The organism is Achromobacter maghribensis, assembly GCF_057334215.1.
Genome location: NZ_JBHFII010000017.1, coordinates 23198 through 31781, shown reverse-complemented (window position 1 = coordinate 31781; position 8584 = coordinate 23198). Strand labels below are relative to the sequence as shown.

Below are 8584 nucleotides of genomic sequence, written 5' to 3'. Positions count from 1 at the left end.
CCCCCCCCCCCCCCCCCCCCCCCCCCCCCCCCCCCGGTTCACATCAGTTCTCGCAAGTGCGGGGCGTGATGTTCTTTTCCTTGGCGTACTTGGCCGCGGCATCCTTGACCATCGGGTCCAGGATGGTCTTGTCGGCCTGGTACCAGTCGGAGGCAACCTTGAACTTGGCGCCGTCCCACTGCACGATGCGGGCCCAATCGTCGCCCTTGTGGTTGCTGCACGAGGTCTTGACCGGGCGCATGATCTGGCCGAAGCCCAGCTTGTCCAGCTTCTCTTGCGTCAGGTTCAGGTTTTCGAAGCCCCAGCGGACCTGCTCGGGCGTCAATGCCTTGCCCTTGCCGAACTTCTCTTGCGCCGTCCGGATCGCTTCCACTTGCAGCATCGAGATCATCATGCCGCGCGTGTGGGCGATGGTGCCCAGCGTGTTCTTGGCCGTCTTGTCCGAGCCCTGGCCCTTGTCGTAGACGAACTTCTTCAGGTCGTCATAGACCTTGTCGTGTTCGGCGCCGCTGTTGTGCACGGTGATGGCGTTGTAGCCCTTGGCGACATCGCCCAGGTCTTTCACGTCGCCTTCGGAGCCGGCCCACCAGATCGCGTACATCTTGTCGCGCGGGTAGCCGCTGGCCTGCGCTTCGCGGATGGCGGTGGGCGTCATGATGCCCGCGCTCCACAGCAGCACATAGGCCGGGCGTGCCTGGCGGATCTGCAGCCAGGTGGACTTTTGCTCGACGCCCGGCGCGGTCACCGGATACAGCACCAGCTCGAAGCCTTCCTTGGCGGCGCGCTTTTGCAGCAGGGGGATCGGTTCCTTGCCATAAGGCGAGTCGTGGTAGACCAGGGCGATCTTCTTGCCCTTGAGCTTGTCCATGCCGCCTTCTTTCTTGGCGATGTCCTGGATCATCACGTCGGCCGCGGTCCAGTACGTGCCCAAGAGCGGGAAGTTCCACTCGAACACGCTGCCATCGACCGACTGCGACAGGCCGTAGCCCATCGTTTCGACGGGCACCTTGTCGACCATGGCCTTGTCGCTGACCGCGAACGTGATGCCGGTGGACTGGGTGTCGAAGCCAGAGGCCCCCGTGCCCTTGCCCTTCAGGCGTTCATAGCATTCCACGCCGCGGTCGGTGGCGTAGGCGGTCTCGCATTCTTCGTACGTGATCTTGACGCCGTTGACGCCGCCGTCGCGCTCGTTGACCAGCTTCAGGTAATCCAGCTTGCCATCGGCCCACGGAATGCCCAGCGGCGCGAACGACCCGGTGCGGTACACCAGCAACGGAACGAACTGCTCTTCGGCCGCCATTGCCGGCGTGGCCACGGCGCCGACGGCGCCGGCTGCGGCCACCAGGGCTGCCGCCAACTTCAGGTTAAGACGCTTCATCTCCATTTACCTCCTGCGTGGTGTTTGGGGCAATAAACCCTGGGACACCGGGATTGGCCCGGTCTTGAGCCGGGTATTCAGGATGTGGATCACGGCACTTTTGCCGCCGCGATCCGCAGAAATCAATGCGAAATCAATTCAAGGCAATGCGCCCCTTCAGTGCGGGAAGGGCCAGATGCGCAGCTTTTCTTTTCCGATGCTCCACAATCGCGCCAGCCCGTGCGGTTCGGCGATCAGGAAGAACACGATCAGCGCGCCGAACACCATGTGTTCGATGTGCGCGGCGGTGTCCACCGACAGCGGGATGCCCAGCGCATGCGGGATGTTCGACAGCGCGACGGGCACCAGCACGATGAAGGCCGCGCCGAAGAAGCTGCCGATGATCGAACCCAGCCCGCCGATGATCACCATGAACAGCAACTGGAACGAACGCGTCAGGTCGAACGCCAGCGGCTCCCACGAACCCAGATGGATGTAGCCCCACAAGGCGCCGGCCACGCCGACGATGAACGAACTGACCGCGAATGCGGTGAGCTTCGCGTACATCGGGCGGATGCCGATGACCGATGCCGCCACGTCCATGTCGCGAATTGCCATCCATTGCCGGCCGATCGCACCGCGCACCAGGTTCTTGGCCAGCAGGCTGAAGATCACCACCAGGATCAGCACGAACAGGTACTTTTCCATCGCCGATTGCACCGGCAGCCCAAACGCCGTGAGCGGCGGCACCGACACGTTGCCCGACGACGAGTAGTTGGTGAAGAACGGGATGCGCAGGAACGCCCAGTCCACGAAGAACTGCGCGGCCAGCGTGGCCACGGCCAGGTACAGCCCCCGGATGCGCAGGCTGGGGATGCCGAAGATCACGCCCACGATGGTGGCAAAGCACCCGCCCAGCAAGATCTGGGCAACCAGCGGCATGCCGGGGAAGCGGACGCCGAAGTTCCAGGCCGCATACGCGCCCACCGCCATGAAGGCGCCGGTACCCAGCGAGATCTGGCCGCAATAGCCGACCAGGATGTTCAGGCCCACCGCGGCCAGCGACAGGATCAGGAACGGGATCAGGATGGCGCGCAGCAGGTAGTCGGACGACAGCGCCGGCACGGCAATGAACGCCACCGCCAGCAGCAGCCAGATGAAGATGCGGTCCTGGCGGATCGGGAAGATCTGCTGATCGGCCCGGTAGCTGGTCTTGAATTGGCCGTTTTCGCGATAGAACATGTTTTTATCCTAGAGGGCCTGGTGGTTTACACGCGGTCGATGATCTTCTCGCCGAACAGCCCTTGCGGACGGAACAGCAGGAACACCAGCGCCAGCACATAGGCGAACCAGATTTCGATACCGCCGCCCACGAGCGACCCCAGGTAAACCTCGGACAGTTTTTCACCCACGCCGATGATCAGGCCGCCCAGGATGGCGCCCGGCACCGACGTCAGCCCGCCCAGGATCACGACCGGCAACGCACGCAGCGCCGCGGTGGACAGCGTGAACTGCACGCCGAACTTGGATCCCCAGATAATGCCCGCCACCAGCGCAACCAGACCTGCCACGCACCACACGATCACCCAGATGCGGTTCAACGGGATGCCGATGGATTGCGCGGCCTGGTGATCGTCGGCCACCGCGCGGAGTGCACGGCCGGTGGAGGTGTATTGGAAGAACAGCGCCAGCGTGGCCACCAGCAACGCCGCGATGACCGCCGCCGTCAGATCTTCCAGGTTGATCAGCAACCCACCTTCGAAGACCGTGTCCAGGATCATCAGCGGATCCTTGGGCATGCCCACGTTGATGGAATACACCGAGCTGCCAAACGTGATCTGGCCCAGGCCGTCAAGGAAATAGCTGATGCCCAGCGTGGCCATCAACAAGGTCGTGGCTTCCTGGTTGACCAGGTGACGCAGCACGAAGCGCTCGATGGCGACGGCCAGCAGGAACATCACGATGGCGCTGACGATGAACGCCAGCACGTTCGCCAGGATCATGTTGTCAAAGCCGAGCCAGCGCGGTATCCACTCCGAGAAGCGCGCCATGGACAAGGCGGCAACCAGCACCATCGCGCCCTGCGCGAAGTTGAAGACGCCCGATGCCTTGAAGATCAGCACGAAGCCCAGGCCGATCAGCGCATACATCATGCCGCTCATCAAGCCGCCGAATAAGGTCTCTAGAAAAAATCCCATGTCTGTCCGCCTTAGTGCGACACGCCGAGGTAGGCTTTGATGACGTCTTCGTTCGCGCGGACTTCGTCCGGGCGGCCGTCGCCGATCTTCTTGCCGTAGTCCAGCACCACCACGCGGTCGGAAATATCCATGACCACGCCCATGTCGTGCTCGATCAGCACGATCGTCGTGCCAAATTCGTCGTTCACATCCAGGATGAAGCGGCTCATGTCCTGCTTCTCCTCGATGTTCATGCCGGCCATCGGCTCGTCCAGCAGCAGCAGGCGCGGCTCCATCGCCAGCGCACGGCCCAGGTCCACGCGCTTTTGCAGGCCGTAGGGCAGGCGTCCTACCGGTGTCTTGCGATAGGCCTGGATTTCCAGGAAGTCGACGATGTTCTCGACGAATTCCCGATGCCGGGTTTCTTCGCGTTCGGCCGGCCCCAGGCGGAACGCCTGCGACAGCAGCCCGCACTTCATGCGCAGGTTGCGGCCCGTCATGATGTTGTCCAGCACGCTCATGCCCTTGAACAGGGCCAGGTTCTGGAACGTGCGCGCGATGCCCATTTCGGCGGCGCGGCGCGGGTTCATCTTCGAGAAGCGCTCGCCCCGGAACGCGATGCTGCCCTGCTGCGGCGTGTAGACGCCGTTGATGACGTTCAGCATCGAGCTCTTGCCCGCGCCGTTGGGGCCGATGATGGCGCGGATCTCGTGCTCGCGCACATTGAAGGAAATGTCCGTCAGCGCTTTGACGCCGCCAAAGGACAAGGAGATGTTCTGCATGTCCAGCATGACGTCGCCGATACGCTGTTCGCGGTCGTTGTTGCTCATGATCTCTACGCGGCCTTGGCGGTGATGGCGGGGAACGTCTTGACGGATCGGATCTTCAGATCGGCCGAGATCTTGCCGGAGCGTCCGTCTTCGAACTTCACTTCGGTCTCGATGAACTGCGATTGCTTGCCGCCGAACAGCGCGTCGATCAGCACGCCGTACTTCTGCGCGATGAAGGCGCGGCGCACCTTGCGCGTGCGCGTCAATTCGTCGTCGTCCGGGTCCAGTTCCTTATGCAGGATCAGAAAGCGGCTGACTTGCGACGCCGACAGCTTCGGGTCGGTGGCCAGGTCGGCGTTGACCTGCTCGACGCATTCCGCGATCAACTGGTAGACCTCGTCCTTGGCGGCCAGGTCGGTGTAGCCAGCGTAGGGCAGCCCGCGCCGCTCGGCCCAGTTGCCCACGGCTTCCAGGTCGATGTTGATGAACGCGCACACGTCTTCGCGGTCGGCGCCGAAGGCCACGGCTTCCTTGATGTGCTGGAAGAACTTCAGCTTGTTTTCGATGTACTTGGGCGCGAACAGGCTGCCGTTGGCCAGCTTGCCCACGTCTTTCGCGCGGTCGATGATCTTCAACTGGCCGTCGGTGTCCAGATAGCCCGCGTCACCGGTATGGAACCAGCCGTCGGCGCTGCGCGCCTCGGCGGTGGCGTCGGGATTGCGGTAGTACTCCTTGAAGAGGCCCGGGCTTTTGACCAGGATCTCGCCGTTGTCCGCCACCCGGATCTCGACGCCGGCCACGGGCGGGCCAACGGTGTCGTCGCGCACGTGGCCGTCGGGCTGCACGCAGACGAACACGGACGTCTCGGTTGAACCGTACAACTGCTTCAGGTTGATGCCGATAGAGCGGTAGAAGACAAAAAGATCGGGGCCGATGGCTTCGCCGGCGGTGTAGGCCACGCGCACGCGGCTCATGCCCAGCGCATTGCGCAGCGGGCCGTAGATCAGCGCGTTGCCCAGCGCGTAGCGCAGGCGGTCCCAGGCGTTGACGGATTCACCGTCCAGGATCTTGGTGCCGACGCGGCGCGCCAGGTTCATGCAGGCGCCGAACAGTTTGCGCTTGATGAAACCCGCGTCTTCCATGCGGATCATCACGTGGGTCAACAAGCCTTCCAGCACGCGCGGCGGCGCGAAATAGTAGGTCGGCCCGATGTCGCGCATGTCGATCGACACCGTGTCGGGCGATTCGGGATGGTTCACGGTGAAGCCCGTGACCAGCAGTTGGGTGTACGAAAACATGTTCTGGCCGATCCATGCGGGCGGCAGATACGCCAGCACGTCTTCCTGGTCGGTCAGCTTTTCCATGTCGGACACGGCGCGCGCGCGGTCGATCAGCGCATGGTGCGTCAGCACCACGCCCTTAGGTTTGCCGGTGGTGCCCGAGGTATAGAACATGGCGGCCGGGTCGTGCGGCTGCACGGTGGCGATGGCGCGGGAAAGAAAATCCGGGTGCTGGGCGGCGTATTCCTGGCCCCGCGTTTCCAGCTGTTCATATGACAGCAGCATGGGGTCCGAGTAATGGCGCAGGCCGCGCGGATCGTCGAACACCACGTGCTGCAAGGCCGGGCATTGCTCGCGCACTTCCAGCATCTTGTCGACCTGTTCCTGGTCTTCCACGACGGCCACGCTGATCTCGGCGTCTTGCAGCACGTAGACCATCTCTTGCGCGACGGCATCCTGGTAGAGCGGCACGGGGATCGCGCCCAGCGACTGCGCCGCCATCATCGCCATATACAGGCGTGGCCGGTTCTCTCCGATGACGGCCACGTGCATGCCGGGGCGGATGCCCAGCGAGGCCAGGCCGTTCGCCACATGGCGGACATGCGCCGCCACGTCGGACCACGTAAGGGTTTGCCAGATCCCCAGATTTTTTTCACGTATCGCGGGCCGCGACCCGCGAACTTCGGCATGCGCGAACAGCAGCGCTGGAAAGGTGTCCAGCGCCGCCGGCACCTGTGCAGATGCGGGCGATGAATGTGCCACGTTGTCTCCTCCGGTTTGGGCACATCGCGCCTGACCTCCGCGGGAGCGGTAGTGGCGATGAAGGGCTTGACCAGTTGGTTTTAGATTTACGGCAGGAGTTAAGGTATAAGGTTGGGTTGCTACCAACTGTCACCATCGCGACATTCAAGGAACTTTTAGGGTATTCCCGATGCAGCTAGCCGACTCTCTGCAACTTGCCGCGGCCTGGTTTCGCTTGCTCAATGCGGAACAGCAGATGCGCGTCGAACGGGACCTGACCGTGCAGCAAGTCGTTGCCGGATCGATCATAGAGCGCAAAGGCGAACTCGCCCAGGCTTGGATCGGCGTACTGGCCGGGTTGGTCAAGGTGTCGGTCGGCAACGCCGAGGGCAAAGTCGCCTCGCTGACCGGCGTGCCCGCCGGCGGCTGGATCGGCGAAGGCTCGTTGCTGAAACGCGAAGTCCGCAAATACGACATCGTCGCGCTGCGCGATTCGGTGGTGGCGCGCCTGCCGGCGCCTACGTTCGACTGGTTGCTGGATACCAGCATCCCGTTCAACCGCTATCTGCTCCATCAACTGAACGAACGGGTGGCGCAGTTCATCGGCAAGGCGGAGCACGACCGGCTGCTGGATCCCGACGCCCGCGTGGCGCGCTGCCTGGCCGAGCTCTTCAACCCTTTGCTGTATCCGGGCATGGGGATGCGGCTGACGATCACGCAAGAAGAAGTCGGCTATCTGGCCCGGGTATCGCGCCAGCGCGCGAACCAGGCGCTGCGCAAGCTGGAAGAGGCAGGCCTGCTGAACGTGGAATACGGCGCCGTCCGCGTGCGGGATCTGGATGGCCTGAAACTGTATGGGTCCGACCGCAGCACGGTCGAGGGCGAACAGACGGCCTGAGGCGCGCAAATTCCCAAGAAAAAAACGCTTGACGATAAATAGTGCGCTATTTAATATTGCACAATGAAATCCAGATCCAAACCCAAAGGCGCATTGAATCCGCTGCTGCTGGATAGCCAGCTGTGCTTCGCGCTGTACTCGACGTCGCTGGCGATGAGCAAGGTGTACCGCAAGCTGCTGCGCGGGTTGGACCTGACCTATCCGCAGTATCTGGTGATGCTGGTGCTGTGGGAAGGTGACGAGATTACGGTGACGGATATCGGCGACCGCCTGTTCCTGGATTCCGCGACGCTGACGCCGCTGTTGAAGCGCCTGGAAGCGGCGGGACGGGTCAGCCGGAAGCGTGCCGTGGACGACGAGCGCCAGGTGATCGTGTCGTTGACCGAGGAAGGCCGCGATTTGCGGGAGCGGGCGCAAGCGATCCCGCCCGCCATCGCGGGCGCCGCGCAGTGCACGCTGGACGAGGCGCAGGGCATGATGAAGACGCTGCATGCGCTGCGAGAGAAGCTGGTCGACAGTCTTTGAAGGGAAGGGTGATGCGTGTCATCATCCGGTCTAATACATAGCGCACGATGTAATCGTATGCTATTCAGTTTTAAGCAGTTCCGCAGGTTATCGGTAAGCGCCGCGGCGGGAGGGCCCGCCAGGCGAGGCAGTTCAACTTTCAATAAAGGAAACGCATCATGTCTATCGAAAAAGTTCTCTACCGCGCCAATGCCACCGCCACCGGCGGCCGTGAAGGCCGTGGCGTCAGCGACGACGGCAACCTGGACGTCAAACTGACGACGCCGCGCGAACTGGGCGGCGCGGGCGCGGCCGGCACCAATCCCGAACAACTGTTCGCCGTGGGCTATTCGGCTTGCTTCCTGGGCGCGATGAAGTTCGTCGGCGGCCGCGACAAGATCGCCATCCCGTCGGACGTGTCGGTGAACGGCATCGTCGGTATCGGGGCCATCCCGACGGGATTCGGCATCGAAGTCGAATTGAAGATTTCGTTGCCGGGAATGGAGCGTGAGTTGGCCGAGAAGCTGGTGGCGGCGGCGCATATCGTTTGCCCGTACTCGAATGCGACGCGTGGGAATATTGATGTGACGTTGACGATCGTCTGATCTATATAGGTCGCCCGCCAGCGCAGTCGGCCTGGGGCGGGCCCCGCAAGATGCTCCACCACCCCCCACCATCGATCCGAAGCCAAAGCACACGGTTCGTCCCAGCTGCAATGAGATTGCAACTATCGGAGCCCGGCGCGTGGGTGGCCTGGGGTGCGCGGGGAGTCGATAAGCCCGAGGGAATCTGAAGGCAGCGGCCGCAGGCCGCAACGAAGATGACAAGGGGGCAGTCCGGAGCGAAGGCTCCGGACC

General features: G+C 63.0%; 8 protein-coding genes. 3 read left to right on the top strand and 5 right to left on the bottom strand.

The window, feature by feature from the left end:
• Nucleotides 1–43: 43 nt before the first annotated feature.
• The 5 genes from ACE039_RS06930 to ACE039_RS06910 form a co-directional block, all read right to left on the bottom strand.
• The gene (locus ACE039_RS06930; RefSeq protein ID WP_105555867.1) at nt 44–1384 is read right to left on the bottom strand and encodes an ABC transporter substrate-binding protein; all 1341 of its coding nucleotides are present in this window, start codon (nt 1382–1384) and stop codon (nt 44–46) included.
• A gap of 150 nt (nt 1385–1534) precedes the next feature.
• Nucleotides 1535–2599 carry a branched-chain amino acid ABC transporter permease gene (locus ACE039_RS06925; RefSeq protein ID WP_105555868.1) on the bottom strand — a complete coding sequence of 355 codons (1065 nt, stop codon included), beginning with the start codon at nt 2597–2599 and terminating at the stop codon, nt 1535–1537.
• Nucleotides 2600–2625: 26 nt separating this feature from the next.
• Nucleotides 2626–3555 (bottom strand): branched-chain amino acid ABC transporter permease, encoded by a 930-nt coding sequence (locus tag ACE039_RS06920; RefSeq protein ID WP_105555869.1) that lies wholly within the window; start codon nt 3553–3555, stop codon nt 2626–2628.
• Nucleotides 3556–3566: 11 nt separating this feature from the next.
• Nucleotides 3567–4364 carry an ABC transporter ATP-binding protein gene (locus ACE039_RS06915; RefSeq protein ID WP_448712178.1) on the bottom strand — a complete coding sequence of 266 codons (798 nt, stop codon included), beginning with the start codon at nt 4362–4364 and terminating at the stop codon, nt 3567–3569.
• Nucleotides 4365–4369: 5 nt separating this feature from the next.
• The gene (locus ACE039_RS06910) at nt 4370–6346 is read right to left on the bottom strand and encodes an AMP-dependent synthetase/ligase (RefSeq protein ID WP_485821981.1); all 1977 of its coding nucleotides are present in this window, start codon (nt 6344–6346) and stop codon (nt 4370–4372) included.
• 169 nt (nt 6347–6515) lie between these two features.
• Between ACE039_RS06910 and ACE039_RS06905 the strand changes: the two genes are divergently transcribed.
• The 3 genes from ACE039_RS06905 (at nt 6516) to ACE039_RS06895 (ending at nt 8332) form a co-directional block, all read left to right on the top strand.
• The gene (locus ACE039_RS06905) at nt 6516–7223 is read left to right on the top strand and encodes a Crp/Fnr family transcriptional regulator (RefSeq protein WP_448712182.1); all 708 of its coding nucleotides are present in this window, start codon (nt 6516–6518) and stop codon (nt 7221–7223) included.
• 63 nt (nt 7224–7286) lie between these two features.
• The gene (locus ACE039_RS06900) at nt 7287–7748 is read left to right on the top strand and encodes a MarR family winged helix-turn-helix transcriptional regulator (RefSeq protein WP_313458553.1); all 462 of its coding nucleotides are present in this window, start codon (nt 7287–7289) and stop codon (nt 7746–7748) included.
• A gap of 158 nt (nt 7749–7906) precedes the next feature.
• The gene (locus ACE039_RS06895; protein ID WP_105555874.1) at nt 7907–8332 is read left to right on the top strand and encodes an organic hydroperoxide resistance protein; all 426 of its coding nucleotides are present in this window, start codon (nt 7907–7909) and stop codon (nt 8330–8332) included.
• Nucleotides 8333–8584 lie beyond the last annotated feature (252 nt).

What these genes read in the sequence shown, in the direction of transcription:
- ACE039_RS06930 (WP_105555867.1), bottom strand. Translation starts at nt 1,384, where the DNA reads ATGGAGATGAAGCGTCTTAACCTGAAGTTGGCGGCAGCCCTGGTGGCC.
- ACE039_RS06925 (WP_105555868.1), bottom strand. Translation starts at nt 2,599, where the DNA reads ATGTTCTATCGCGAAAACGGCCAATTCAAGACCAGCTACCGGGCCGAT.
- ACE039_RS06920 (WP_105555869.1), bottom strand. Translation starts at nt 3,555, where the DNA reads ATGGGATTTTTTCTAGAGACCTTATTCGGCGGCTTGATGAGCGGCATG.
- ACE039_RS06915 (WP_448712178.1), bottom strand. Translation starts at nt 4,364, where the DNA reads ATGAGCAACAACGACCGCGAACAGCGTATCGGCGACGTCATGCTGGAC.
- ACE039_RS06905 (WP_448712182.1), top strand. Translation starts at nt 6,516, where the DNA reads ATGCAGCTAGCCGACTCTCTGCAACTTGCCGCGGCCTGGTTTCGCTTG.
- ACE039_RS06900 (WP_313458553.1), top strand. Translation starts at nt 7,287, where the DNA reads ATGAAATCCAGATCCAAACCCAAAGGCGCATTGAATCCGCTGCTGCTG.
- ACE039_RS06895 (WP_105555874.1), top strand. Translation starts at nt 7,907, where the DNA reads ATGTCTATCGAAAAAGTTCTCTACCGCGCCAATGCCACCGCCACCGGC.